Source organism: Sphingomonas faeni (assembly GCF_040407565.1).
Classification (GTDB): domain Bacteria; phylum Pseudomonadota; class Alphaproteobacteria; order Sphingomonadales; family Sphingomonadaceae; genus Sphingomonas; species Sphingomonas faeni_F.
Window position 1 is genome coordinate 24,883 of sequence record NZ_JAPZPR010000005.1, and the last position, 24,090, is coordinate 48,972.

At 66.5% G+C, this 24,090-nt stretch carries 22 protein-coding genes; 7 read left to right on the forward strand and 15 right to left on the reverse strand.

Annotation, left to right across the window (positions count from 1 at the left end):
- The first annotated feature begins 53 nt into the window (after positions 1 to 53).
- The 3 genes from cysD to O6Y00_RS11345 are packed head-to-tail and all read left to right on the forward strand — an operon-like array spanning position 54 to position 3,624.
- Positions 54 to 980 carry a sulfate adenylyltransferase subunit CysD gene (gene cysD, locus O6Y00_RS11335; RefSeq protein ID WP_353442722.1) on the forward strand — a complete coding sequence of 309 codons (927 nt, stop codon included), beginning with the start codon at positions 54 to 56 and terminating at the stop codon, positions 978 to 980.
- Entirely contained in the window at positions 980 to 2,893 is a 1,914-nt protein-coding gene (cysN, locus tag O6Y00_RS11340; protein ID WP_353442724.1) for a sulfate adenylyltransferase subunit CysN, read from the forward strand. The genes cysD and cysN overlap by 1 nt, the downstream gene beginning before the upstream one ends.
- Before the next feature lie 5 nt (positions 2,894 to 2,898).
- A complete protein-coding gene (locus tag O6Y00_RS11345) occupies positions 2,899 to 3,624 on the forward strand; it encodes a 3'(2'),5'-bisphosphate nucleotidase CysQ (protein ID WP_435368623.1) in 726 nt (241 codons plus the stop codon).
- 143 nt (positions 3,625 to 3,767) lie between these two features.
- Here the strand turns inward: O6Y00_RS11345 and O6Y00_RS11350 are convergent, their stop codons facing one another.
- The 9 genes from O6Y00_RS11350 to O6Y00_RS11390 form a co-directional block, all read right to left on the reverse strand.
- The gene (locus O6Y00_RS11350) at positions 3,768 to 4,100 is read right to left on the reverse strand and encodes a hypothetical protein (protein ID WP_353442728.1); all 333 of its coding nucleotides are present in this window, start codon (positions 4,098 to 4,100) and stop codon (positions 3,768 to 3,770) included.
- 11 nt (positions 4,101 to 4,111) lie between these two features.
- On the reverse strand, positions 4,112 to 5,524 hold the full coding sequence (locus O6Y00_RS11355) for a L,D-transpeptidase family protein (protein WP_353443022.1): 1,413 nt from the start codon (positions 5,522 to 5,524) through the stop codon (positions 4,112 to 4,114).
- Positions 5,525 to 5,746: 222 nt separating this feature from the next.
- Positions 5,747 to 6,562 (reverse strand): TrmH family RNA methyltransferase, encoded by an 816-nt coding sequence (locus tag O6Y00_RS11360; RefSeq protein WP_353442730.1) that lies wholly within the window; start codon positions 6,560 to 6,562, stop codon positions 5,747 to 5,749.
- Between the two features lie 107 nt (positions 6,563 to 6,669).
- Complete coding sequence (locus tag O6Y00_RS11365; RefSeq protein WP_353442731.1) at positions 6,670 to 6,945, reverse strand: HPr family phosphocarrier protein; 276 nt, start codon at positions 6,943 to 6,945, stop codon at positions 6,670 to 6,672.
- The gene (locus O6Y00_RS11370; RefSeq protein WP_353442733.1) at positions 6,942 to 7,349 is read right to left on the reverse strand and encodes a PTS sugar transporter subunit IIA; all 408 of its coding nucleotides are present in this window, start codon (positions 7,347 to 7,349) and stop codon (positions 6,942 to 6,944) included. The genes O6Y00_RS11365 and O6Y00_RS11370 overlap by 4 nt, the downstream gene beginning before the upstream one ends.
- Before the next feature lie 15 nt (positions 7,350 to 7,364).
- Complete coding sequence (gene rapZ, locus O6Y00_RS11375) at positions 7,365 to 8,279, reverse strand: RNase adapter RapZ (RefSeq protein WP_353442735.1); 915 nt, start codon at positions 8,277 to 8,279, stop codon at positions 7,365 to 7,367.
- Positions 8,276 to 8,707, reverse strand: coding sequence for an HPr kinase/phosphorylase (locus O6Y00_RS11380; RefSeq protein WP_353442736.1), 432 nt, complete (start codon positions 8,705 to 8,707; stop codon positions 8,276 to 8,278). The genes rapZ and O6Y00_RS11380 overlap by 4 nt, the downstream gene beginning before the upstream one ends.
- Before the next feature lie 9 nt (positions 8,708 to 8,716).
- A complete protein-coding gene (locus O6Y00_RS11385; RefSeq protein WP_353442737.1) occupies positions 8,717 to 10,300 on the reverse strand; it encodes a sensor histidine kinase in 1,584 nt (527 codons plus the stop codon).
- A complete protein-coding gene (locus O6Y00_RS11390; protein WP_353442738.1) occupies positions 10,269 to 10,976 on the reverse strand; it encodes a response regulator transcription factor in 708 nt (235 codons plus the stop codon). Before O6Y00_RS11390 ends, O6Y00_RS11385 begins: the two co-directional genes overlap by 32 nt.
- A 177-nt stretch (positions 10,977 to 11,153) precedes the next feature.
- Here O6Y00_RS11390 and O6Y00_RS11395 point away from each other — a divergent pair, with 177 nt between their 5' ends.
- Entirely contained in the window at positions 11,154 to 12,764 is a 1,611-nt protein-coding gene (locus O6Y00_RS11395) for a phosphoenolpyruvate carboxykinase (protein ID WP_353442739.1), read from the forward strand.
- A 256-nt stretch (positions 12,765 to 13,020) separates the two neighbouring features.
- On the opposite strand, the gene O6Y00_RS11400 is transcribed toward O6Y00_RS11395, so the two are convergent.
- Together O6Y00_RS11400 and O6Y00_RS11405 are read right to left on the reverse strand one after the other, a co-directional pair.
- Positions 13,021 to 13,470 (reverse strand): NfeD family protein, encoded by a 450-nt coding sequence (locus O6Y00_RS11400; RefSeq protein WP_353442740.1) that lies wholly within the window; start codon positions 13,468 to 13,470, stop codon positions 13,021 to 13,023.
- Entirely contained in the window at positions 13,470 to 14,441 is a 972-nt protein-coding gene (locus O6Y00_RS11405; protein ID WP_093397470.1) for an SPFH domain-containing protein, read from the reverse strand. Before O6Y00_RS11405 ends, O6Y00_RS11400 begins: the two co-directional genes overlap by 1 nt.
- Positions 14,442 to 14,559: 118 nt before the next feature.
- Here O6Y00_RS11405 and guaB point away from each other — a divergent pair, with 118 nt between their 5' ends.
- From guaB to O6Y00_RS11420, 3 genes are all read left to right on the forward strand, one after another.
- The gene (gene guaB, locus O6Y00_RS11410; RefSeq protein WP_353442741.1) at positions 14,560 to 16,017 is read left to right on the forward strand and encodes an IMP dehydrogenase; all 1,458 of its coding nucleotides are present in this window, start codon (positions 14,560 to 14,562) and stop codon (positions 16,015 to 16,017) included.
- 495 nt (positions 16,018 to 16,512) lie between these two features.
- The gene (locus O6Y00_RS11415) at positions 16,513 to 17,700 is read left to right on the forward strand and encodes an RsmB/NOP family class I SAM-dependent RNA methyltransferase (protein WP_353442742.1); all 1,188 of its coding nucleotides are present in this window, start codon (positions 16,513 to 16,515) and stop codon (positions 17,698 to 17,700) included.
- 56 nt (positions 17,701 to 17,756) lie between these two features.
- Positions 17,757 to 18,257, forward strand: coding sequence for a tetratricopeptide repeat protein (locus O6Y00_RS11420; protein WP_353442743.1), 501 nt, complete (start codon positions 17,757 to 17,759; stop codon positions 18,255 to 18,257).
- 119 nt (positions 18,258 to 18,376) lie between these two features.
- Here O6Y00_RS11420 and rsmA read toward each other — a convergent pair whose 3' ends face one another.
- The 4 genes from rsmA to O6Y00_RS11440 all read right to left on the reverse strand — a co-directional run bounded on the left by rsmA (position 18,377) and on the right by O6Y00_RS11440 (position 24,003).
- Entirely contained in the window at positions 18,377 to 19,192 is an 816-nt protein-coding gene (rsmA, locus tag O6Y00_RS11425) for a 16S rRNA (adenine(1518)-N(6)/adenine(1519)-N(6))-dimethyltransferase RsmA (protein ID WP_353442744.1), read from the reverse strand.
- Positions 19,193 to 19,200: 8 nt separating this feature from the next.
- Positions 19,201 to 20,211 (reverse strand): 4-hydroxythreonine-4-phosphate dehydrogenase PdxA, encoded by a 1,011-nt coding sequence (gene pdxA / locus O6Y00_RS11430; RefSeq protein ID WP_353442745.1) that lies wholly within the window; start codon positions 20,209 to 20,211, stop codon positions 19,201 to 19,203.
- A gap of 22 nt (positions 20,212 to 20,233) precedes the next feature.
- The gene (locus tag O6Y00_RS11435) at positions 20,234 to 21,514 is read right to left on the reverse strand and encodes a peptidylprolyl isomerase (protein WP_353443023.1); all 1,281 of its coding nucleotides are present in this window, start codon (positions 21,512 to 21,514) and stop codon (positions 20,234 to 20,236) included.
- A 176-nt stretch (positions 21,515 to 21,690) separates the two neighbouring features.
- Complete coding sequence (locus tag O6Y00_RS11440; RefSeq protein ID WP_353442746.1) at positions 21,691 to 24,003, reverse strand: LPS-assembly protein LptD; 2,313 nt, start codon at positions 24,001 to 24,003, stop codon at positions 21,691 to 21,693.
- Between the last annotated feature and the right edge of the window lie 87 nt (positions 24,004 to 24,090).

Here is a 24,090-nt window from a genome sequence, read left to right on the forward strand (position 1 = left end):
GGGCGAGAAATACGATGCTGTACGGGCCGCCCCGACGTCCTACGTCGAGGGGGATGACGAAACTTTCAGATACCGGCCCCGTGTCGCTCACGCATCTCCAGCGGCTCGAGGCGGAGAGCATTCATATCCTGCGCGAGGTCGTCGCCGAGTGCGAGCGCCCGGTTATGCTCTATAGCGTCGGCAAGGATTCCGCGGTGATGCTGCATCTTGCGCGCAAAGCCTTTTATCCGTCTCCACCGCCATTCCCGCTGCTGCATGTCGATACGACGTGGAAGTTCAAGGCGATGTACGATCTGCGCGACCGGATGGCGGCGGAGAGCGGCATGGAGCTGCTGGTCTACAAGAACCCCGAGGCGGAAGCGCGCGGGATCAATCCGTTCGACCACGGCGCGCTGCACACCGATATGTGGAAGACCGAGGGGCTCAAGCAGGCGCTCGATCTGCACGGCTTCGACGCGGCGTTCGGCGGTGCACGGCGCGACGAGGAAAAGAGCCGCGCGAAGGAGCGCGTCTTCTCGTTCCGCGCCGCGCATCATCGCTGGGATCCTAAGAAGCAGCGCCCCGAGCTTTGGAACCTCTACAATGCGCGGAAAGCGAAGGGCGAGAGCATCCGCGTCTTCCCGATCTCGAACTGGACCGAACTCGACGTCTGGCAATATATCCAGCTCGAGGGCATTCCGATCGTCCCGCTCTATTTCGCCGCGCCGCGCCCGACCGTCGAGCGCGACGGTATGCTGCTGATGGTCGACGACGATCGCTTCCGGCTTGAGCCGGGCGAAATGCCGGTCGAGCGCTCGATCCGCTTCCGCACGCTTGGCTGTTACCCGTTAACGGGTGCGGTCGAAAGCGAGGCGGCCAGCCTGTCCGCGGTGATCCAGGAGATGTTGCTGACGACCACCAGCGAACGCCAGGGCCGCGCGATCGACCGTGATGCGGGCTCGGCGAGCATGGAGAAGAAGAAGCAGGAGGGCTATTTCTGATGGCTACGCGCACGCAGGATTCCGCCTATCAGGTGCAGGACATCATCGCCGAGGACATCGACGCCTATCTGCTCCAGCATCAGCATAAGAGCCTGCTCCGCTTCATCACCTGCGGGTCGGTGGACGACGGAAAATCCACGCTTATCGGGCGGTTGCTGTACGACTCCAAGATGATCTTCGAGGATCAGCTTGCCGCGCTAGAGAGCGATTCGAAGAAGGTCGGCACGCAAGGGCAGGAGATTGACTTCGCGTTGCTGGTCGACGGGCTCGCCGCCGAGCGCGAGCAGGGCATCACGATCGACGTCGCCTATCGTTATTTCTCGACCGAGAAGCGCAAGTTCATCGTCGCGGATACGCCGGGGCACGAGCAGTATACGCGCAACATGATCACCGGCGCGTCGACCGCCGATCTCGCCGTGATCCTGGTGGATGCGCGCAAGGGCATCCTGACGCAAACCAAGCGCCACAGCTATCTCGCGCATCTGATCGGCATCCGGCACCTCGTGCTCGCGGTCAACAAGATGGACCTCGTCGGCTACGACCAAGCTACCTACGACCGGATCGTCGCGGACTATGCGACGTTCGCGGAGTCGATCGGGATCGCCGGCTTCACGCCGATGCCGATCTCAGGGTTCAAGGGCGACAACATCACCGCCGCGAGCGCGAATACGCCCTGGTATGACGGGCCGACGCTGATCGATCATCTCGACACGGTGACGCTCGACGTCAGCGAGGATCAGGCCGGCGCATTCCGGATGCCGGTGCAGTGGGTCAACCGGCCGAACCTCGATTTCCGTGGGTTTTCCGGGCTGGTCGCGAGCGGTTCGATCGCGCCGGGTGACTCGGTACGCATCCTGCCGGGCGGGCGCACCTCGACGATCGCGCGTGTCGTCGCATTCGGCGGCGATCTGCCGAGTGCGGTCGCCGGACAGTCGGTGACGCTGACGCTCGCGGACGAGATCGACTGTTCGCGTGGCGACGTGATCGTCGCGGCGGAGTCGCCGCCGGAAGCGGCGGATCAGTTCGAGGCCACCGTGGTCTGGATGGCGGACGAGGCGATGCTGCCCGGGCGCTCCTACTGGCTGAAGCTCGCGACGCAGACCGTGACCGCGACGATCCAGCAGCCGAAATACGCGATCAATGTCAACACAATGGAGCGGCTTGCTGCCAAGACGCTCGAGCTGAACGCGATCGGTGTTGCTAACCTGTCGACCGACCGGCCGCTGGTGTTCGAGCCCTATGCCGACAATCGCCAGCTCGGCGGGTTCATCCTCGTCGACAAGATCACCAACGCGACCGTCGCGGCGGGCATCCTGCACTTCTCGCTCCGTCGTGCGCAGAACGTGCATTGGCAGGCGACCGACATCGGGCGTGAGGCGCACGCGGCGCTCAAGAACCAGAAGGCGGCGGTGCTGTGGTTCACCGGGCTGTCGGGCGCGGGCAAGTCGACGATCGCCAATCTGGTCGAGATGAAGCTAGCCCGTATGAACCGGCACACCTTCCTGCTCGACGGCGACAATGTCCGCCACGGGCTGAACCGCGATCTCGGCTTTACCGACGCGGACCGGGTCGAGAACATCCGGCGCGTCGGCGAGGTCGCCAAGCTGATGACCGATGCCGGGCTGATCGTGATCACCGCGTTCATCTCGCCGTTCCGCGCCGAGCGCGAGATGGTGCGGCAGATGATGGCGCCGGGCGAGTTCATCGAGGTGCATATCGACACGCCGCTCGCCGAGGCCGAACGGCGCGACGTGAAGGGGCTCTATGCGAAGGCAAGGGCGGGCAAGCTCGCCAACTTCACCGGGATCGACTCGCCCTATGAAGCGCCGGCGAACCCGGAGATACGGATCGACACGACCGGCATGACTCCCGACGAGGCCGCCGACGCGATCGTCGCGATGCTGATCCCATGAGCGCGATGACCGACGGCGAACTCGCCGCGCATCTGGCGGAAACGGCAGGGCGCTTGCTGCTTGAAGTGCGGCGATCGGGCGTGTTCTCGCCGGGTGCGCTCGGCAAGGCTGGTGACGAGACCGCGAACGCGTTCCTTGTCCACGCGCTGCAGGATGCGCGGCCGAACGACGGTCTGTTGTCCGAGGAACGCCGCTGCGACGGCACGCGAACGGCGATGTCGCGGGTGTGGATCGTCGATCCGGTCGACGGCACGCGCGAATATGGCGAGGCACGCGACGACTGGGCGGTGCACGTCGCGCTCGCGATCGACGGCGTCGCGACGGTTGGCGCGGTCGCGTTGCCGGGGTTGGGCCTGATGCTACGCTCGGACCAGCCAGCGTCGGTGCCGCCACCCGGCGATCCGCTGCGGATGGTCGTCAGCCGGACGCGGCCTGCGCCCGAGGCGGTGAAGGTCGCCGAAATGCTCGGCGCGACGTTGATCCCGATGGGCTCGGCGGGTGCGAAGGCGATGGCGGTGGTCCGCGGCGAAGCGGACATCTACCTGCATTCCGGTGGCCAGTATGAGTGGGATTCGGCCGCGCCGGTCGCAGTGGCGGCGGCGTTCGGCCTGCATTGCAGCCGAATCGACGGGTCGCCGTTGGTGTATAATTGTCGGGATGTCTACATGCCCGACCTGTTGATCTGTCCGGTGGCGCTCCGCGACCGGGTGATCGCGGCGATGGCGGCGTAACTGAACCCCGATCCTCCCCCGCAAGGGGGAGGTGGCACCGAAGGTGACGGAGGGGGAGGGCACGGAACAGAAGTTGCCCTTACCGCCCCCTCCGTCGCTTCGCACCACCTCCCCCTGGCAGGGGAGGATGATAAAGCCGCCCCTTACTGCTGCGGCTGAGCTTCGTTCTCTGCGGGCGCTTCGTCGCGGTTCACGCGCGCCGTCATGCCGGTCGCATCCGCGTCGTCCTGCATCTGCTCGTCCGGCGCGATCGGCTTTTCGCGTGGCGGTTCGACCACGGCTGGGGCAGGCGGTGGAGTCTCGACCGGGGCCGCCTCGACCGGGGCGGGGGCCGCCTCGGTCTCGGTCACGCCGGTATCCTCGACCATGTTGGTATCCGTCGGCGGCTGCTCGGGCTCGGAACGCGAGCAACCGGCCAGTATCATTGCGGTCAAAAGGCCGCCGGCGATGGCGGTACGGGTGCGGGAGATCGTCATCACAGTGTCTCTCAGCGAGCGGCGATCGTCTGGCGTGCGGTGCGCGCCTCGATCTTGGAAGCGAGGATGCCGTCCCAGTCATAGGGATCGGCGCGGAAGTTCATCTGGCCGTTGCCGCTGGCGAATGCGGTCCAGTAGAGCAGATACACCGACACCGGCTTGATCAGACGAGCGCGGACCGTATCGCCCTTCGCAACCGCGGCGTCGACCAATTCTGGGGTCCAGGCCGGATCCCCCTTGAGCAGAAGGTCGGCGAGTTCGGCAGGCTTCTCAAGGCGTACGCAACCATGGCTTGCAAGCCGACTGAAGCTCGCGAATTTCGCGCGGCTCGGCGTATCGTGGAGATACACCGAATAGACATTGGCGAAATCGAACTTGAACCGGCCAAGCGCACTCTGATCGCCCGCCTGCTGTTGCAGCCGCGTGCCATCGATCACCTTGATGCCATTGCGCTTGAAATAACTGGGGTTGGCGCGCTGCTTGGGCCACAATTCCTTGGTGGCGATCGAGGTCGGCACGTTCCACGGCGGATTGATGACGATGCTGTGGATCGTCGACGACAGCATCGGCGTCTCGTCGCCAGGGCGCCCGGTGACCGCGCGCATCGACTGCACGGGGACGTCGCCGTCGAACACCGTCAGCACGGCGGCAGCGATGTTCACCTGGATCCGGTCGCGTGGCAGGTCCTGCGGCAGCCAGCGCCAGCGCTCCATGTTCGCCATGATCTGATGGACGCGATCGGTCGCCGAGACGTTGAGCGCGGCGAGCGTCTGGGTCGAGACGATCCCGCTCGGGTTCAGGCCGTAGCGACGCTGTGCGCGACGGACCGCCTCTAGCAGCGACGCATCGAACTTGTCGCCGCTGGTGTCGACGTCCTTGTCCTCCGCCGCGAGCCGCTTGCGCAAAGCGAGCACACGCGGACCACTCGCGCCGATCGTGAAATCGGGGCCGGACGCGAGCGTCTGCCACCCACCCGCAGCCGCAATCGAACGATAGTTCTGGAGACCCTTCCGCAGGCCGTCATAGCCAGCATAGGGCGGCGGCAACGAGGCGAACCACGCAGCGATCCTGTCCTGCCGCACCGCATCGGCGAACGCCGGCGTCGGATCATAGGCAGGCGGGCGCAGGCCCCAGTCCTTCTGGAAATCGGCCTCGCCGAGACGACCCGCATGGACCGCGCGCGCATGATCGAGCGCAGCGTGGACGAGTTCGTCCTTGCTCGGCGCGGTCGTCGTCGCGGTCGCGGCGGACTTCAGCCCCTGCGCGACGATGTCGCCGTTGAGCAGCTTGTCGAGCAAGCTAGCCTGCGCGTCGCTCAGCGTCGGCACGACGATCACGGGGGGCGCGAGCGTCGGTACCGACGGCACGATCGTCGGCGTCACGGTCGGCGGCACGACCTGCTGCGCCAGCACCGGACTTGCCATCAGCAGCGGCAACGCGGCGAGCGCCAACGCGGCATGGACTGTCCCGGAGTTCGCCCGTTGCCCGGTCTTCACCCGTCGCCCGGCTTTCAAAGGTCGATCGTCAAATACGCGCGCCATACTCATCCTGTCTTACTGTCGCTCGTCGATGCTTTCGCACGCCGTAGCTCTCCCTTAGCTGAACCGGAGTCGCGAAGCATCGGCAATCGGGCCGAATTCACCAGTTCAGACGGATGACGTGGCTTTTTCCTGCCGGGCGAGGACTTCATACGCCATCACCGCGGTCGCGACCGCCGCGTTGAGGCTGTCCGCCTTGCCGAGCATAGGAATCTTCACGAGGACGTCGCACGCCTCCGCCATCTCGGGCGGCATCCCCTGCGCCTCGTTGCCGGTGAGCAGGAAGGTCGGGCCGGTGTACGTCGCGCTGCGGTAATCGGTGTCGGTATCGAGACTTAGCCCGACGAGCTGGCCGGGCCCTGCGCGCAGCCAGGCGTGGAATGGCGCCCACTCGGTCTTTACGACGGGGATCGTGAACAGTGCGCCCATGCTCGCGCGCACCGCCTCGACCGAGAAGGGGTCGACCGATTCGCCGATGAGGATCAGGCCCCCCGCACCGACCGCATCGCCAGTACGCAGGATCGTGCCCAGATTGCCCGGATCGCGCAGCCGCTCGGCGACCAGCCAGATGCCCGAACTGGTGCGGTCGAGGTCGTCGAGCGTTGCGTCGAACTCGTCGAACACGCCGACTACTGCCTGTGGGTTGTCCTTGCCGGACAGCTTCGAGAGGATGTCGGGCGTGGTCTGGATCGAGTCGCCGCCGGCATCCTCGACGTCCATCGACAATGCGTGGACCAGCGGGTGGTTCGCGCTGGCCGCGGCGTAGAACAGCGTGCGGGGCAGGCGGCCGGTCTCGCGCGCCTCGGTCAGGATCCGCAGGCCCTCGGCGAGGAACTGCCTGGCCGCACGCCGATGCCGCTTGTCGCGCAGATCGCGGACATACTTGATCAGCGGGTTCGAAAAGGCGGTTATCTCGCGGGGCATCTAGCGCCCCTTCCGCTTGCGGGAGGGGTTGGGGGAGGGGTTTGTAAACACGCCGTCGCTCATGCCCTCCCCCGACCCCTCCCGCAAGCGGGAGGGGAGAAAGACGGTCAATCCTCGCCGAACTTCGCTTCGACCAGTTCGGCCAGCGCGGCGACCGTATGCTCGGCGCCATCGCCGCTCGCACTGATCGTGATTGCGTCGCCCATCGCCGCGCCGAGCATCATCAGCCCCATGATCGAGGTACCGGTGACATGCTCGGAGCCATCCTTGGTCACACGGACCTCGACCGGATGCGACGAGGCCAACGTCACGAACTTGGCACTGGCGCGTGCGTGGAGCCCGCGGCGGTTGGTGATCTGAACGGTGCGCGCGACGTCGCTCACGCGGCCGCCTCGCCGAGAACCTCGGAGGCTACCGAGATATATTTGCGACCTGCCTCGCGCGCCGCCGCGACCGCCGCGACGACGGTCATCGATTTCCGCGCCGAGCCGAGCCGGATCAGCATCGGCAGGTTCATTCCCGCGATCACCTCGATCCGCCCGCGCTCCATCAACGAGATGGCGAGGTTGGAGGGCGTGCCGCCGAACAGGTCGGTCAGCACGATCACGCCCCGCCCGGCATCGACCTCGTGGATCGCCGCCGCGATGTCGGCACGACGGCTCTCCATGTCGTCGTCGGGGCCGATCGCGATCGTCGCGACGCGCTCCTGCGGACCGACGACGTGGATCATCGCGCGGACGAATTCCTCGGCCAGCCGACCGTGCGTTACCAGAACAAGGCCGATCATATCAGCGTTTCATACTCATAAGACGACGGGTGATCCTTCGAGCGCATCCTGCGGTGCGGCCCCCAGGTCGCGGTGATCGACACTGGGCGAAAATCCCGCGTCGCGCAACCGCCGGCCGATCCGTTCGGCGACGTGAACCGACCGGTGTCTCCCTCCGGTACACCCGATCGCGACCGTTACGTACGACTTCCCTTCGGCCCTGTAGCGCGGGAGCAACAGCATCAACAGCTCCTCGATCCGACTCACCGCCGCTTCATACGCGGGATCGGCCATGATGTAGGCCGACACGTCCGCATCAAGCCCGGTGCCGGGTCGCAGGTCGGCGTCCCAGTGCGGGTTGCGCAGGAACCGCATGTCGAACACCAGGTCGGCGTTGCGCGGCAGCCCGCGCGCGAACCCGAACGAGCGGATCGATAGCGTCGGTTCGCCGAGATCCTCGCCGGCAAAGTTCGCGCGGATCTGTTGGGCGAGCTCGTTCGCGGCCATGTCGGTGGTGTCGATCAGCCGGTTCGCCCACTCGCGCAACGGCGCCAGCAGGTCGCGCTCGCGGCCGATGCCGTCGTTCGCAGGCCGGTCGAGCGCCAACGGATGCCGCCGCCGCGTCTCCGAATAGCGCCGTTCGAGTTCCGCCCCCGAACAGTCGAGGAACAGCATACCGACCTCTAGGCCATGGCGATCGCGCAGATCGCGAATCCGGCGGACGATCCGCTCGGGATCGAAATCGCGGGTGCGCGCGCCGATGCCGATCGCGAGCGGCTGCGAATCGTCGGGCGACCCTTCGGGAAGCGGCGCATCGAGCAGCCGGTCGAGCAGCAACAGCGGGAGGTTGTCGACGACTTCCCAGCCAAGATCCTCGAGCGTCTTGAGGACGGTGGTCTTGCCCGCCCCCGACATGCCGGTGACCAGCAGGATGTCCTTAGGACGAGTCATTCTAAACGCTCCGGGTGACGCAATGCGAGTTCGACCTTGATCGGGGCGGAGGCTTCGAACGGATCGACCGCGAACTGGCGGACGTCGATACCGGCGATTTTCCGCGCGCGACGTTCGGGCATCCGCTCGATCGCGCCGTCGACGCGGACGAGTAGCCCGACCGGGACATCCTCGACATGCGGCATCGCGAGTATGCCGATCCCGCGCACTTCGAACCTTCCGGCGATCGTCGCGGGTGCCCGCGCGAGCAACGTCTTGCCCGAGCGCACCACCAGCGTCTGGTCATCACTGACAAGCACCGCGCCACGATCTATCAGGCGCAGCGCCAGGTCGGACTTGCCCGACCCCGACGCGCCTTCGATCATCACCGCCATACCGTCGATCGCGACCGTCGTGGCGTGAAGCCGATCGGAGGAAAGCACGACCACGAGCGCCCCTTACTCCGGCAACTCGGCGAGCGGAAGCCGTACGACGAACCGCGCACCGCAAAGGCGGTCTTCGCGCGACTCGACGCCGATCGAGCCTTGATGCGCGTCTACGATCGTCCGCGCGATCGCGAGCCCCAAGCCGGAATGCTGGCCGAACGTCTCGCTGTCGGGGCGGACCGAGTGGAAGCGTTTGAACACGTCCTCACGCGCCTCCTCGGGAACGCCCGGCCCCTCGTCCTCGACGCGGATTACCAACTCATCGTGCTCGGCGATCACCGAGATCGCGATCAACCCGGTGTCCGGTGAGAACGACAGCGCGTTATCGATCAGGTTCTCGAACACCCGTTCGAGCCGGGCACCTTCGCCGAGTATGATCGTGCGCTCGTCGGGGTTACGATCGAAAACGACGCGGATGCCGCGCTCGACGCCGCGCGTATCGCGTTGCGCGACCAGCCCGTCGATCATCGCCGCGATGTCGACCGGCTCGAACTTGGCGCGACTGAGCTGCGCGTCGAGCCGCGACGCCTCCGAGATGTCCGACAGCAACCGGTCGAGCCGGTGGACGTCGTCTCGGACAATCTCCAGCAACTGCGCCTGCAACGCCGGATCCCTCACCCGCGACAACCCCTCGACCGCGGACCGCAGGGAAGCGAGCGGGTTCTTCATCTCGTGCGTGACGTCGGCGGCGAACGCCTCGGTCGCGTCGATCCTGGCCCGGAGCGCTAGGCTCATGTCGGAGAGAGCGCGCGCGAGCATGCCGAGTTCGTCACGGCGCGAGGGCAGGCGGGGGACCACCACTTCGCGGGCACGACCCAGTCGAACACGCACCGCGGCGCGCGCCAGACGACGAAGCGGGCGGACGATCGTGCGGGCCAGGAACAGCGACAGCAGGATCGAGACGATCGAGACGACCAGCAGCACCATGCTGAGCCGGAACCGCTCGATACGCACCGTTTTCGTGATGTCGCGCGCGTTGACCGTCGTCATCACGACCCCACCGATGGGAAGCGGCGCGGCGGCAGTCAGTACCGGCGTACGATCGGGCGCGCGCCAGACGGTCGTCGAGACGATGCTGCGCCCACGGACCGCCGCTACGTCGGGCCACTGCTGCGCACCGCTGCGCTCGCGGTAGAGCGGGGGGCGCGGCGCCATCACGATGACGTCGATCGCCGCGTCCAGAAAGCGGGCGATCGTCTGGTCCCAATCTTCCTTGTCCGGATCCATCAACACGAAGTTGCGCAGGCCCAGGGCACGGCTGTCGACGATCGTCCGCCCCGTCGCATCGAACAACCGAATCCGCGATCCCGTGTCGCGGGCGAACCTCAGCACCAGGGGATCGCGTATCGCCGGATCGACCGCGGCGATCGCCTCGCCGATCAGCCGTGCTTCGCGCGCGGTCTGCGCAACGCGGTTGTCGACGACCCGGCTGCGGTACGAATCGAGATAGAAGAAGCCGCCCGCCAGCAGCAGCAGCGCGAGGATGTTGACGGCCAGGATCCGCCGCGTGAGCGAAATCTGTCCCGACCAGCGCAACGTGAGATCGCGCCCGTCGATACCGAGCTCATTCCTCAGAAAATCGATACCCGGCGCCATATAATGTCTCGATAGCATCGAACGCAGGGTCGACCTGCCGGAATTTGCGGCGCAGTCGCTTGATGTGGCTGTCGATGGTGCGATCGTCGACGTAGATGTCGTCCTGATACGCCGCGTCCATCAGCTGGTTGCGCGTCTTCACGATGCCGGGGCGTTGCGCCAGCGTCTCGAGGATCATGAACTCGGTCACCGTCAGCGTCACCGGCTCGCCGCCCCACAACGTCCGGTGCCGCGCCGGGTCCATGCTGAGCCGCCCTCGATCGAGCGGGCCAGCGGCTTCCGCCTCGGTCTCGGTGCCCGGCGACTGCGTCAGTTCGGTACGCCGCAGGATCGCGCGGATGCGGGCGATCAGCAGCCGCTGCGAGAACGGCTTAGCGATGTAGTCGTCCGCGCCCATCGCCAGTCCGAGCGCCTCGTCGAGCTCGTCGTCCTTGCTGGTCAGGAAGATCACCGGGATCTGGCTCTTCTCGCGCAACCGCCGCAGCAGTTCGAGCCCGTCCATCCGCGGCATCTTGATATCGAAGATGGCGAGGTCGGGCGGGTTGTCGGTCAGCGCCTTCAACGCGGTCTCGCCGTCCGAATAGACGCGCGTGACGAAGCCCTCGGTCTGCAATGCGATCGACACGGAGGTCAGGATGTTGCGGTCGTCGTCGACCAGCGCGATCGTTGCCGTCATTTCTGGGTCGCTTGCCTCGGTCGTTAGCGTGTCGGCGTAGGGCAAACCGCGGCGGCACTCAACTAAGACCGTATCGGGACGGCGTGGCAGGACAGCGTATTTGACCGGTGGAAAGGCGCCCCGTACAGCCGGGCACAACGACATACATACGTATGCGAAACCATCTGGAGAGATGCCTTGTCCAACGAACGTATTCCGGCCGGCGGCCTAGCCGCGCAGGGGATAGAAACCCGCGCCATCCTGCACTGGAACCTGGTCACCGCGCAGCTCGTCGAAGCCGCGCTCGAACGCGGCGAGGGGACGCTGTCCGCCGACGGCCCGCTGGTGGTCGAGACCGCGCCGCATACCGGTCGATCGGCGCAGGACAAGTTCATCGTCCGCGACGCCGAGACCGACGCGACCGTCTGGTGGGGCAAGAGCAACAAGGCGATGGAGCCCGCGCATTTCGCCGCGCTGAAGGAGGATTTCTTCGCCGCGCTCGCCGCCAAGGACGAGCTCTTCGTGCAGGACCTGTACGGCGGGTCGCAGGCCGATCACCGCGTCAACGTCCGCGTCGTTACCGAACTCGCCTGGCATAACCTCTTCATCCGGACGATGCTGGTGCGGCCCGAGCAGGCGGCGCTGAAGGACTTCGTCGCGGACTACACGATCGTCGACCTGCCGAGCTTCCGCGCCGATCCTGCGCGCCACGGCTGCCGCAGCGAAACCGTGATCGCGGTCAACTTCACCGACAAGCTGATCCTGATCGGCGGCACCAAATACGCTGGCGAGATGAAGAAGTCGGTGTTTGGCTTGCTCAACTACCTCCTGCCGCCGACCGGCGTGATGCCGATGCACTGCTCGGCGAACATGGGCGCGAACGGCGACACCGCGGTGTTCTTCGGCCTGTCGGGCACCGGCAAGACGACGCTGTCGGCGGATGCCAGCCGGACGCTGATCGGCGACGACGAGCATGGCTGGTCCGACACCGCGGTCTTCAATTTCGAGGGCGGCTGCTACGCCAAGATGATCCGCCTCTCCGCCGACGCCGAGCCGGAGATCTTCGCGACGACCAAGCGGTTCGGGACGGTGCTGGAGAACGTCGTGATGGATCCGGCGACGCGGCTGCTCGATCTCGACGACCACACGCTAGCCGAGAACAGCCGCGGTGCGTATCCGATCGACTTCATCCCGAATGCGTCCGCCGAGAACATGGGGCCGGTCCCGCGCAACATCGTGATGCTCACCGCCGACGCGTACGGCGTGCTGCCGCCGATCGCCAAACTCACGCCCGATGAGGCGATGTACCATTTCCTCTCGGGCTATACCGCGCGTGTCGCGGGGACCGAGATCGGCGTGACCGAGCCCGACGCGACCTTCTCGACCTGCTTCGGCGCGCCGTTCATGCCGCGGCATCCGTCGGTGTACGGCAATTTGCTCAAGGAGCGGATCGCGAAGGGTGGCGTCGATTGCTGGCTGGTCAACACGGGCTGGACCGGCGGCAAATACGGCGTCGGCAACCGCATGCCGATCAAGGCGACGCGGGCGTTGCTGAATGCGGCGCTAGACGGGAGCCTCAACGACGCGGAGTTCCGGACGGACCCCAATTTTGGCTTCCAGGTGCCGGTGAGTGTGCCGGGAGTAGATACCGCGATCCTCGATCCGCGGACGACCTGGGCTGACAAGGACGCATACGATGCGACCGCAGCCAAGCTGGTCGACCTGTTCGTGGAAAACTTCGCCCAGTTCGCGGAGCATGTCGACGAGGGTGTCCGGCAAGCGGCGCCGAAGGTGAAAGAGGCGGCCTGATCCGCGCACTGTTTCTCCGTTACGCCGGGTCGTTCCGGCATCCACGGTTCCGCATCATCGAGAAAGCCGGGTTTGCGGAACCGTGCACCCCGGAACAAGTTCGGGGTGACGCGGAGCGGGAGGGTGAGGGCATGTGGGTATTGCCTGTTGCCCTTTCTCCATCCATCGTCCGCCATTCATCCGTCCGTCATCCTGACGAAAGTCAGGACCCAGAGCCATGACACGGAACGCCTGGTACTCTGGATCCTGACTTTCGTCAGGATGACCGGGTTAGGGGCTCGACCACGACTTCACCGTCCACGACGTTGGTAATGGTCACGCGTGTGCCGACACCCGCATCTCCGCCACGCGCCGGCCAACTCCCGTCGCCCACCAGCACCCGACCACGCCCGCCAACGATCGCGGTCTCCACCACCACGACCTGACCCACCAGCCGAGCAGACCGGTCGTTCAGCATCGGATCGCCGCCCTCGACCGGATAGTCCCGGTACCAGCGCTTGCCGATCAGCACCGTCACCGCGCTCCACACAGCAAACGCCGCGAGTTGCGCAGCCACCGGCAAGTCCGGCAACACAAACACCGCTACTCCGGTCACTGCCGCGGCGATGGCGAGAAACACCAGGAACACGCCTGGCACCGCCAGCTCGGCGATCCCCAAGACCAGCGCTGCGATCAACCACACGCCAGCCGCCCCGATCGCGTCCATCAGCTTTTCGGCAACTCGAACGGACCCTTCCGCGGCTCGGGCTTGGCCGGCGGCGACGCGGTCGCATCACGCAGCGCGTCTTTGGCCAGCTCGCCGATCCCGCCAAGCGTGCCCATCAATTGCGTGGCCTCGACCGGAAACAGGATCGTCTTCGCATTCGGCGACGTGGCGAACTTGCCGATCGCCTCGACATATTTCTGCGCGATGAAGTAATTGATCGCCTGGGCGCCACCCTCCTCGATCGCCTGCGACACCGCGCGCGTCGCCGAAGCCTCCGCCACCGCCGCCCGCTCGCGCGCCTCGGCATCGCGGAACGCCGATTCCTTGCGCCCCTCGGACTCCAAGATGCGCGCCTGCTTCTGCCCCTCGGCGCGGAGAATCTCGGACGCCCGCGATCCCTCGGCATCAAGGATGTTCGCGCGCTTCTCGCGTTCCGCCTTCATCTGCCGCCCCATTGCGTTGACGATGTCGGCCGGCGGGCGGATGTCCTTGATCTCGACGCGCGTGATCTTCACGCCCCATGGCGTCGTCGCATGATCGACCACGTTGAGCAGCCGCGCATTGATCTCGTCGCGCTTCGACAGCGTCTCGTCGAGGTCCATCGACCCCATCACCGTGCGCAGGTTGGTCGTCGTGAGCTGCAACAACGCCTGATACAGATCCGACACCTCGTACGCCGCCTTCGCCGAGTCGAGCACCTGGAAGAACACGACCCCGTCGGTCGAGATCATCGCATTGTCCTTGGTGATGATCTCCTGGCCAGGGATGTCGATCACCTGCTCCATCATGTTCACCTTCCGCCCCACGCGGTAGAAGAACGCCGGGTAGAAGTTGAACCCGGGCCGCGCGACCGTGGTGAAGCGGCCGAAATGTTCGATCGTGTATTGATAGCCCTGGTGTACGATCTTGATGCTGGTGAAGAGGTACAGCAGCACGAGCGCCAATAAGAGTGCGGCAACGGTCAAGCCCATCGAACATCCCCATCCGTGTATCGCACCGCTATAGCACGTCGTCGAAGGACAGGCCTAGCCGTACGCCGCGCCTTTGGTTACATGGCGCGCCACCCCAACCCCAGGATCGGCAGCTTTCATGGATATCCGCCTCGGCCTCACCTTCGACGACGTCCTCCTGTATCCGGGGGAATCGGACGTGCTGCCTAGCCAGGCCGATACCCGGACGCAGGTCACGCGTGGCATCGCGCTCAACATTCCGATCCTCTCGTCCGCGATGGACACCGTCACCGAAGCCGACATGGCCATTGTGATGGCACAGCTCGGCGGGATCGGCGTGCTCCACCGCAACCTGACCGTCGAGGAGCAGGTCATCGCGGTCCGTCAGGTCAAGCGGTTCGAGTCGGGCATGGTGGTCAACCCGATCACGATCAAGCCGACCGCCACGCTCGGCGAGGCGCAGGCGCTGATGTCGGGCCACCGGATCAGCGGCATTCCGGTCGTCGAGGCGGACGGCAAGCTCGTCGGCATCCTCACCAACCGCGACGTGCGGTTCGCGGGCGATCCGAAGCAGCCCGTCAGCGAGCTGATGACGCACGAGAACCTCGCCACCGTCTCGACCGAAGTCGGCAAGGAAGAGGCACGCCGCCTGCTCCACGCCCGTCGCATCGAGAAGCTGCTGGTGGTCGACGCGCAGTATCGCTGCGTCGGGCTGATCACCGTCAAGGACATCGAGAAGGCGGTGATGTTCCCCGATGCCACCAAGGACGAGGCGGGCCGCCTGCGCGTGGCCGCGGCGACCACGGTCGGCGACAAGGGCTTCGACCGCACCGAACAGCTGGTCGACGCCGGCTGCGACCTGATCGTGATCGACACCGCCCACGGCCATAACCGCGACGTCGGCCGTGCGGTCGAGCGGGTGAAGAAGCTGTCGAACTCGGTGCAGGTGGTGGCGGGCAACGTCGCGACCGGCGAAGCGACGCGCGCGCTGATCGGTGCGGGCGCGGACGGGATCAAGGTCGGCATCGGCCCGGGCTCGATCTGCACCACGCGAGTGGTGGCCGGCGTCGGTGTGCCGCAGCTGACCGCGGTGATGGATTGCGCGGAGGCGGGCCACAAGGCCGGCGTCCCGGTGATCGCCGACGGCGGCATCCGTACCTCGGGCGACATGGCCAAGGCGCTCGCGGCGGGCGCCTCGACCGTAATGATCGGCTCGCTGCTCGCGGGCACCGACGAGGCACCTGGTGAGACGTTCCTGTACCAGGGTCGCGCGTACAAGTCGTACCGCGGCATGGGTTCTGTTGGCGCGATGGGCCGCGGCTCGGCGGATCGCTATTTCCAAGGCGACATCAAGGACCAGCTGAAGCTCGTGCCCGAAGGTATCGAGGGTCAGGTCGCGTACAAGGGGCCTGCTAGGGATGTGGTTCACCAACTGGTCGGCGGGATCAAGGCGGCGATGGGGTATACGGGTTCGGCGACGATCCCGGACCTCCAGGCACGCGCGGAGTTCGTGCAGATCACCGGTGCTGGCTTGATGGAGAGCCATGTCCACGACGTGACCATCACGCGGGAAGCGCCGAACTACCCGACGCGCTAAGGGCGGGAACTCCCCCCTTCCTGAAAGGGGGGGGGGCCGGGGGTGTGTCGGCTTCCTCAAGCTCGTCTGCCGGTGGCTGAACGAGCCAACCCACCCCCAACCCCTCCCTTTCAGGGAGGGGAGCGGGTCGTTCTCGTCGCTACGTGGCGCCATAATCGCCGTCGTGACCAGAGCCCGCGACTATTCGCGCGGATCTCCGCTATCCGCGCTCGCTCCTCTAATCAAACGCTCTCATTTCATTTTTCGTCATCCCGGCGAACGCCGGGACCCATGGTTGCGGTTTGGGTGGTGGTTGCACGCTATCGCCGGGTACGCCGTGTCCATGGGTCCCGGCGTCCGCCGGGATGACGGAGGGAGAGGGTGCTAACCACACGACTCGCCCCAAGCCCCGAAATTATTCCCCTCCCACTCGCGGGAGGGGCTAGGGGAGGGGATGATGACGAACACTCCCGACCAAGACTCCCCCCGATACCACGCGAAGTCGGGAGCCCACAAATGACTCCTCCCGCACGCACGCAGGCCGCGATCGAGCTCCTCGACCAGATCATCGCCGCCGCCCGCGAGTCCGGCGCCGCCGCCGACACGCTGATCGCCCGCTATTTCGCCACCCGCCGCTACGCCGGCTCGAAGGACCGCCGCGCCGTCCGCGAACTCGTTTACGCCGCGATCCGCAAGGCCGGCGACCGGCCCGAGAACGGCCGCACAGCGATGCTGCTCGTCGCGGACGCCGACCCTGAAGTGGCAGCAACCTTCGACGGCTCCACCCACGCACCCGCCCCGATCGCCAAGGACGAACCTCGCGCCCGCGCCGGCGTCGCCCCGCAGTGGCTGAGCAAGGCTCTACGCGCTTCAGGCCTCGACGGCGCCGCCCTTACAGACCTAGCCGGCCGCGCCACGCTCGATCTCCGCGTCAACACGCTGATCGCCGACCGCACGACCGTCCTCGCAGCACTGCCCGACGCCGAAGCCACGCCGCATGCGCCGGACGGTATCCGGCTCCCCACAGGCACCAACGTCGAAGCCCTCCCGCTCTTCAACGAAGGCGCGCTCGAAGTTCAGGACGAAGGCAGCCAGCTCGTCGGTCTCGCGATGCAGGCGAAGCCCGGCGAACGCATCGTCGATCTCTGCGCCGGCGCCGGCGGCAAGACGCTCGCGCTCGCCGCAACGATGAAGAACGAAGGCGTGATCCTCGCCTGCGACACCGACCGCAACCGCCTCTCGCGCCTTACCCCCCGCGCAACCCGCGCCGGCGCGACGATCGTCGAGAGCCGCCTGCTCAACCCGACGCGCGAGATCGAGGCTCTCAGCGAATGGGCCGGCCGCGCCGACGGCGTGCTTGTCGACGCGCCCTGCTCGGGCACCGGTACATGGCGGCGCAACCCCGAGGCGCGCTGGCGGCTCACCCCCGACCGCGTCTCGCGGCTGCAATCGACGCAGCAGCAGGTGCTCTCCGTCGCCGCCACGCTGGTCAAACCCGGCGGCGCGCTCGTCTACATCGTCTGCTCGTTGCTCGACGCTGAAGGAACGGACCAGGTCACCTGGTTCCTCAACGCTCACCCCGGCTGGACCACGGAAACCCTGTCGCTTCCCGCGGGCTCCAAGCGCGGCCACGGCGTCCGCCTCGAACCCGGTCGTGACGGCACCGACGGCTTTTTTGTCGCGCGCCTCCGGGCTGCGTGCTAGCCAACCGACCTATGGTCCAACCCGTGGCCCGATCTGTGACCCGCCTGGAGACGATGATGCGTTTTTCGTCCGTTGCCCTTGCCGCCGCGCTGACCGTCGTATGTGTCTCGACGTCGCTCAGCGGGCAGCGCCCCGACGCCCAGATCGACGCGCGCTCGATGCAGTTGCTGGCGCAAGGGCGCTCGCTGGTCGCCGCGGGCAATCTCGACGCGGCGACCGACGTGCTGGAGACGTCGGTCGCTGTCGATCCGCGCAATCGGGCGTCGTTCCTGCTGCTCGCCAAGGTCGCCGAAACCCGCGATCTGCCCGGCAAGGCGATCCGCCTGTACCGCGAGGCATTGCTTTTGGAGCCAAACGATGTCGCGGCGCTGAAGGGGCAGGGCGAGGCGCTCGTCGCCAAGGGGGCGGTGGTCCGCGCCAAGGACAACCTCGTGAAGATCCGCACGCTCTGCAAGGGCGTGTGCCCGGAAGCGACGCAGCTTGCTGCGGTGATCGCCAAGGGCCCGCCGATTGCGACGGCGCAGGTTGAGAAGACCCCGGTCGCCGCGAAGGACTGAAGCGCTCCCCTCCCTGAAAGGGAGGGGTTGGGGGTGGGTAGGCCGGCTCGTGTCGCCGACGTCGCCTCATACGGAAGCCGACCCACCCCCGGCCCCTCCCTTCCAGGGAGGGGGGAAGATCAGCCGACAGCCTTCGCCAACGCGGTAAAATCCGCAACCGACAGCGTCTCCGCCCGCTGCGTCGACTCCACCCCGATCCGCTCCAGCGCATTGAGCGCCCCCGGCACGCCCTTGAGGCTTTGCCGCAGCATCTTGCGCCGCTGCCCGAACGCGGCGCCCGTCAGCCGCTCCAGCACCGCGAAGTTCACGCCCTCCGGCGCCTCGAGCGGCGTCAGATGCACCACCGCAGACATGACCTTGGGCGGCGGGGTGAACGCCGAGCGGTGAACCGGCATTGCGATGCGTGCGGTCGAGCGCCACTGCGCCAGTACCGCCAGCCGCCCATAATGATCGTCGTTGGTCTTCGCGACGATCCGCTCGGCGACTTCCTTCTGGAACATCAGCGTGCACGACTGCCACCACGGCAGCCACGGCGCCGACAGCCACCCGACCAGCAACGCCGTGCCGATATTATAGGGGAGGTTCGAGACGATATGCGGTTTGCCCTCGAACAGCGATGGCGCGTCTATCGCCATCGCATCGCCCTCAATCACCCGCAGCATGCCCGGATACGCCTCGCCGAGTTCCGCCAGCGCCGGGATACACCGCCGGTCGCGCTCGATTGCCGTCACCCGCGCACCGGCAGCAAGCAGCGCGCGCGTCAGCCCACCAGGCCCCGGTCCAACTTCCAGCACTTCGGCACCGCGAAGATCGCCCGGCACCGCGGCGATCCGCTTGAGCAACTGCATGTCGAACAGGAAATTCTGTCCGAGCGCCTTGCTCGCGTTCAGCCCGTAGCGCGCGATCACCTCGCGCAGCGGGGGTAGTTCCGTCACCGCGTCGCTCACGCCGTGAGGGCGGCGGTCTGAGCGCGACGATCGGCTGCGTCTCCCGCCATGACGATCGCTGCGATCATGGCGCCCGGCTCGGCGAGGTTCCTGCCCGCGATCGCAAACGCGGTGCCGTGATCGGGCGAGGTCCGCACGATCGGCAGCCCGAGCGTCATGTTGACGCCCTCGTCGAAATGGATCGTCTTGAGCGGCACCAGCGCCTGGTCGTGATAGCAGCACATGACGACATCGTAGGTGGCGCGCGCACGCGGGTGGAACATCGTGTCGGCGGCGAACGGCCCCGTCGCGTCGATGCCCTCGGCGCGCAGGATCGCGATCGCGGGCGCAAGGATCTCGATCTCCTCGCGGCCCAACGCACCCTGTTCGCCGGCATGCGGGTTGAACCCGGCAAAGGCGAGCCGCGGATTCTCGATCCCGAAGTTCCGCAACAACCCACGCGCCGTCGCGCGGGATTTCGCCACGACCAGTTCGATCGACAGCGCGCCCGACACCGCGTTCAGCGGAATATGCGTGGTCATCGGCACGACCTTCAACGACGGCCCGGCCAGCATCATCACCGCATTGTCGCCCGCCACGCCGTAGCGCTCGGCGACGAACTCGGTCTGTCCGGGATGCGTGAACCCGATCGCATACAGCTGCGACTTCGACACCGGCCCGGTGACCAGCGCGCGCGCCGCGCCGTTGCGGACCAGTCCGACTGCGAGTTCCAGCGAATGCAACGTACAGCGCGCACCGTCCGCATCGGGCTGGCCAGGGACGATCTCTCCGGCATCGCCGACCGTCAGTACCGGCAAGGCCTCGCCGAACGCGTGCCCTGCCGCACTCGGGTCGCCAATACGCGCGATCGGCCCGTCCCAGACCCGCTCGATCGCGCGCGCATCGCCGACCGCGACGAATGGTGGCAGGTCGTGCGTCATCCGCGCATTCCAGGCCTTGGCGATGATCTCGGGCCCGATCCCGGCGGGATCGCCCATCGATATCGCCAGCGGGCGAACGCGCGTCACGCCGCTATCGCCATGCCGCGATTCACCGATATTCGATCACGGCATCGCGCCGCAGATCGCGCAGCTTCTGCTGCGCGCGCAGATTGACGCGCTGCTGTTCGAGCTGGCCCTGGATCTGCTCGGAATTCGGCACCGACCCGCCCGCCGCCTCGTCGCGACCGCACAGCACCAGCGCACGGACGCCCTGTTCGGCCGAACCGAACGGCGGGCTCGACTGGCCAACCTGGAGCTTCAGCATCACTTCCTGCAACTGCGGCGGCAGATCACGGATGCGCACCGTGTCGTTGTCGACGACGTCGGCACCGATCCCGGCCGCGACCTTCTCGACCGTACCGCAGCCGCGCAGCGCCTGGGTCGCCTTGGCGAACGCCTCGGCCCGCGCCGTGGCCTGCGCCTGGGTCGTGTTGGGCGGGAAGCGCAACGTCAGCTGCTTGAGGCTGAGCTTGGCGTCACGCGGATCGGCGGTCAGCACCTGACGCTTGTCGGTCAGATACAGGATCGAATAGCCGCCCGAGACCTCGATCGGTCCTGCGACCTGGCCAACCTGCATCGTCGTCGCGGCCTCGGCCAGCTGAGCCGGCAGCGTCGCGGCACGGATCCAGCCGAGATCGCCCCCCACGGCACGCGTGGACGCTTCGGAGAACTGCCGCGCGTAATATTCGAACGGCTGCGCGCCCTTCTGAATCTCCTGGAGGATCTGCTTGGCGTTCGCATAGACCTGCTGGCTGTTCGCCGGCGTCGCCGCGAGATAGATCTCCTTGAGATTGAACTCGTCGGTGCCCTTGGCCGCCTGGAGACGGTCGATGATCGACTTCACTTCCTCGTCGCCGACGTTGACGAACGGCTCGACACGGCGACGCAGATAGCGCTGCCAGGCGAGTTCACCCTCGATCTGGCGCTTCAGCGAACGATCCGACGATCCGGACTCGCGCAGATACGCGCGCATCGCAGCCGGCGTGCGGTTGAACCGCTTGGCGACGCCGTCATAGCTTTGCGTCAGTTCGGCGGGCGTGATCGTGATGTCGGCGGTCTTCGCCTCCTGGATCTGAAGCGTCTCGTCGATCAGCTGGCGCAGCACCTGGAGCTTCAACCGCTCGCGATCCTCCGGCGACAGCTTCGCCTCGTTCGCGATGGCCACCAGCGCGACGCGCTGGTCGACGTCGGTGCCCGTGATCACCGTGTCGTTGACGATCGCGGTCGGCTTGCGGATGTTGGGGTCGACCTTGCCGAAAATCTGGAGGTTGGTCGGGATATCGAGCCCGGTATTGTCGGGAATGCTCTGGTCGGGGACGGTCTGCGCCATCGCGCTTGCCGCCAGCGCAGCCAGCACGACCGCTCCGATCACACGGCCGCTGCGGGTCAGTCGAACATCATGCTTCAAGGTGTCGGTATCCCATCATCGCGCCCCGAGACTAGGATCGCCACGGTGGTGACGGCCCATATCCGGCGCGGCTTGCCTCATATTAGCTGAACCCGGGCTTAGCGGCCGAGGTTGGTGAACGCCAGCGACAACAGAAAGCTGTTCCCCTTCCGCGCGTCGCCGGTGTCGTTGTAGGTGCGCCGCCACGTCGCGCCCAGCCGAAGGCAATCGTCCTCGTACTGGACACCCACGCGATGCCGGATCGGATCGAAGCCATCGCTGAGCGACAGCGGATCTTCGCGCGCGTTGGTCAGGTCGACCACGGCCGACCCGAACGCCGACCAGAATCGCGCGAACTGAACGCGGCCGGCGACGCGGATCTCCTCCCGGTCGCGCAGATCCTCGATCGCCGCGTCGATATTGCGGTTGAGCTTCAGATACCCAACCAGCACATAGGTCGCACGCGAGCCGACCGTGGCGTCGACCTCGTTCCGGCGGATCGCGAAGCTGTCCTTGTCGACGCGGTAGCGATGCGTGATCGAGACGAAATCGCGGAACCGCAGTTCAGTGCGTCCGACGATGTCGGAGAACCGGTCGCTGAGGCCGGTGCCGTCCGCCAGAATGGTCGGACGGGTATCGAGACGGTAGCTCTGCCCGACCGTCGCATCGAGCGTGATGGCCGGCAGGTCGACGGCCCATTCCGCGCCATACACCGCGCGCGATGAGTCCTCCCATCGATCGTAGCCGGCGAAGCGGTTCAAGGCGAACAGGTTGCTGTCGTCCAGATCCACCGCGCGCGAATCCTCGTTCGGCAACGACAAATTGGCGATCTTCGGCGAGGCGACGATCTGCACGCGCGGGGTGAGCCGCTGCGTACCGCTAAGGAACGTGCCGATGAACGGCCACTTCACGTCGACCGCGACCGCACCGATCGCCCGGCCGTGGAACCCTTCCAGCCCGCGATAGCTCTCGACCGTCGTCGCGAGCGTATCGTTGGTGTTGTAGGCATCGCCGCGCGCGAACGCGGTGAAGGTGACTTCGTGGCCCCAGTTGGTCAGCTTGCGCAGGTCCCAGCGCAGGCTCGCAAACGCCCGCTGGGTATCCTGGCCATCGGTGCGGGTGAGCGCCAGCGTGTTCAGCTGAAGCTGGAACCGGCCGCCGAGCACGCCGTCGTCGAACCGCTTCCGATAGTCGATCTCGGGCAGCGCGATCGGCTGCTGGCCTTGCGGATCCTGCACGCGCAGCGTCTGAACATACCAGCCGCTGATCGCGAAATAGCTCGTGTCGTCGATCCGTTCGAGGCTGGCCGTGCTGCGCAGCCGATCGTCGCGCGAGATATCGTAGCGGCGCAGGAACGTCCGGTCGGTGGTCAGGCGAAGCGATCCGCTGGCGGTCCAGTTGGGCGACAATTGATAGCGTGCGATACCGTCGAGATAGCCGCGGAACGCCATGCTGGTGTCGGTCGGATCCTGCGTCGTCAGGTCGTCGCTGCGGCGGCTGACGGTGCCATAGGCGCGGACGCGGAACGCACCCCGGGTACCGAGCGCCGAATAGTCACCCTGAATCATCGGCAGCACGCTGCTGTAGACGTGCGGGGTGATCGTCAGCCCACGATTGGGGCCGAGCTTGAAATAATACGGCGCGTTCACTTCGAGGCCGTTGACGCGGCTATAGCCAGCGTTGGGCGAGAGCAGCCCGCTATCGCTGCCGCCGCCGACCGGATTGGAGAATTCGGGGAGCGGAAGGCTCGGCAAGCCGAACAGATGCAGCCGCGCACCCGAATAAAAGATGCGCTTGCGTTCGGGCCGATAGGTGACGCGGACCGCGGTGATCTTCCACGTCGGTTCCTTGGGGCATCCGGCGGAGTTGGTGACCGAACAGGGCGTGTAGGCGGCGCTCTGCAATTTGACCGTGCCGTCGGTTTCGCGCGTACCCTGCTTGGCGGCGAGACGCCCGCCCTGTTCGAGTACGACGAGCATGTTGTCGACGACGCCGTCCTTCAGCGAGTCGGTCAGGTTGATCTCGTCGCCATAGGCGATGTCGCCCTGCGGGTTGGTGACCGCGATGTTGCCGGTCGCGACGACCTTGCCCGTCTTGCGGTTCCACACGACCTTGTCGGCGCGCAGCTTGTCGCCCTGGCGGAACATCCGGACTTCGCCGGTGGCCGTGACGATATCGGTATTGGTATCGTATTCCAGTGCGCTGGAACTGAACTGCACCTGGTCTTCGGCCGGCGTCGCGGTCGGCGCATTGGCGACCGGCGGATCCTGCACCGGGGGCGCGACCGGACGGTTCTGGAAGTCCTGGGCATACACGGGCGAGCTCGCCAGTCCGCACGCCAGCGCGAGCGAAACGGCACAACCCGTCAAAAGGTCGATACGCAACACGATCCGAACCAACCCCTTTGGCACCGGGCAGCCTTGTGCCGCCATATCGCCCGCCTATCGCACCACCGGGGCTTCGCTGCAATCGCCCTGCTGCGAACCGCATACTTCTCCGTGCCTTGTATCGGCTGTGGC

Bases quoted from the DNA above. Each gene is read 5' to 3' on its own strand.
- O6Y00_RS11420 (WP_353442743.1), top strand. From the start codon at position 17,757: ATGCGTTTTTCGTCCGTTGCCCTTGCCGCCGCGCTGACCGTCGTATGT.
- O6Y00_RS11415 (WP_353442742.1), top strand. From the start codon at position 16,513: ATGACTCCTCCCGCACGCACGCAGGCCGCGATCGAGCTCCTCGACCAG.
- O6Y00_RS11435 (WP_353443023.1), bottom strand. From the start codon at position 21,514: ATGGCGCAGACCGTCCCCGACCAGAGCATTCCCGACAATACCGGGCTC.
- O6Y00_RS11390 (WP_353442738.1), bottom strand. From the start codon at position 10,976: ATGACGGCAACGATCGCGCTGGTCGACGACGACCGCAACATCCTGACC.
- O6Y00_RS11370 (WP_353442733.1), bottom strand. From the start codon at position 7,349: ATGATCGGCCTTGTTCTGGTAACGCACGGTCGGCTGGCCGAGGAATTC.
- cysD (WP_353442722.1), top strand. From the start codon at position 54: ATGACGAAACTTTCAGATACCGGCCCCGTGTCGCTCACGCATCTCCAG.
- rapZ (WP_353442735.1), bottom strand. From the start codon at position 8,279: ATGACTCGTCCTAAGGACATCCTGCTGGTCACCGGCATGTCGGGGGCG.
- O6Y00_RS11360 (WP_353442730.1), bottom strand. From the start codon at position 6,562: ATGCCCCGCGAGATAACCGCCTTTTCGAACCCGCTGATCAAGTATGTC.
- O6Y00_RS11385 (WP_353442737.1), bottom strand. From the start codon at position 10,300: ATGGCGCCGGGTATCGATTTTCTGAGGAATGAGCTCGGTATCGACGGG.
- O6Y00_RS11350 (WP_353442728.1), bottom strand. From the start codon at position 4,100: ATGACGATCTCCCGCACCCGTACCGCCATCGCCGGCGGCCTTTTGACC.
- O6Y00_RS11440 (WP_353442746.1), bottom strand. From the start codon at position 24,003: ATGGCGGCACAAGGCTGCCCGGTGCCAAAGGGGTTGGTTCGGATCGTG.
- cysN (WP_353442724.1), top strand. From the start codon at position 980: ATGGCTACGCGCACGCAGGATTCCGCCTATCAGGTGCAGGACATCATC.
- O6Y00_RS11345 (WP_435368623.1), top strand. From the start codon at position 2,899: ATGACCGACGGCGAACTCGCCGCGCATCTGGCGGAAACGGCAGGGCGC.
- guaB (WP_353442741.1), top strand. From the start codon at position 14,560: ATGGATATCCGCCTCGGCCTCACCTTCGACGACGTCCTCCTGTATCCG.
- O6Y00_RS11405 (WP_093397470.1), bottom strand. From the start codon at position 14,441: ATGGGCTTGACCGTTGCCGCACTCTTATTGGCGCTCGTGCTGCTGTAC.
- O6Y00_RS11400 (WP_353442740.1), bottom strand. From the start codon at position 13,470: ATGGACGCGATCGGGGCGGCTGGCGTGTGGTTGATCGCAGCGCTGGTC.
- O6Y00_RS11355 (WP_353443022.1), bottom strand. From the start codon at position 5,524: ATGGCAAGTCCGGTGCTGGCGCAGCAGGTCGTGCCGCCGACCGTGACG.